Consider the following 512-nt stretch of genomic DNA (forward strand, 5'->3'; position numbering starts at 1 on the left):
GATCCGTACGCAACCTGCTTCAGTGCTTCTTAACGACGGTCAGGAGGATGACTGAGTCCTCGATGGCGTCGAGTGAGTGGAGCCCGTCCGGGATGATGAGGAGGTCACCGGGAGATCCGTTCCACGACAGGTCTCCGAATCTGAGCAGGACGCGGCCCTCGAGGACTTGCAGGGTTGCCTCTCCGGAGCTTTCGTGCTCAGCCAGGCTTTCGCCGGCCTTGAGAGCAATAAGCGTTTGTCGGAGTTGATGCTCGTGTCCTCCGAAGACGGTCTTCGCGCTTCTACCACTGGACGCTTCCTTCGCCTGAGAGAGTTCGTGTCGCGCGAGGGCGATGAGTGAGGTCTTTTGCATAGCATTTCCGATGTTCGAATGTCATCGTGCGTGGGGTTGCTCGGCCTTACGGGAACCAAGCTGGCCGACACAGCTTGGCTCAAGCTCGTACCTATTATCTGTCCCCGTTCGGCTTACTCTCCGAGCCTGCCACTCGTTCAGCACGCTGGTCACCGAAAAC

Annotated in this window: 1 protein-coding gene; it reads right to left on the reverse strand. The window is 58.6% G+C overall.

Features of this window, described 5'->3' with window-relative positions; all coding sequences use genetic code 11:
• Positions 1-19: 19 nt before the first annotated feature.
• Positions 20-352 (reverse strand): cupin domain-containing protein, encoded by a 333-nt coding sequence (locus ILP86_RS19470; RefSeq protein WP_058631432.1) that lies wholly within the window; start codon positions 350-352, stop codon positions 20-22.
• Positions 353-512 lie beyond the last annotated feature (160 nt).

The sequence above is a fragment of the Microbacterium sp. R1 genome (genome assembly GCF_015159725.1).
GTDB lineage: Bacteria > Actinomycetota > Actinomycetes > Actinomycetales > Microbacteriaceae > Microbacterium > Microbacterium oxydans.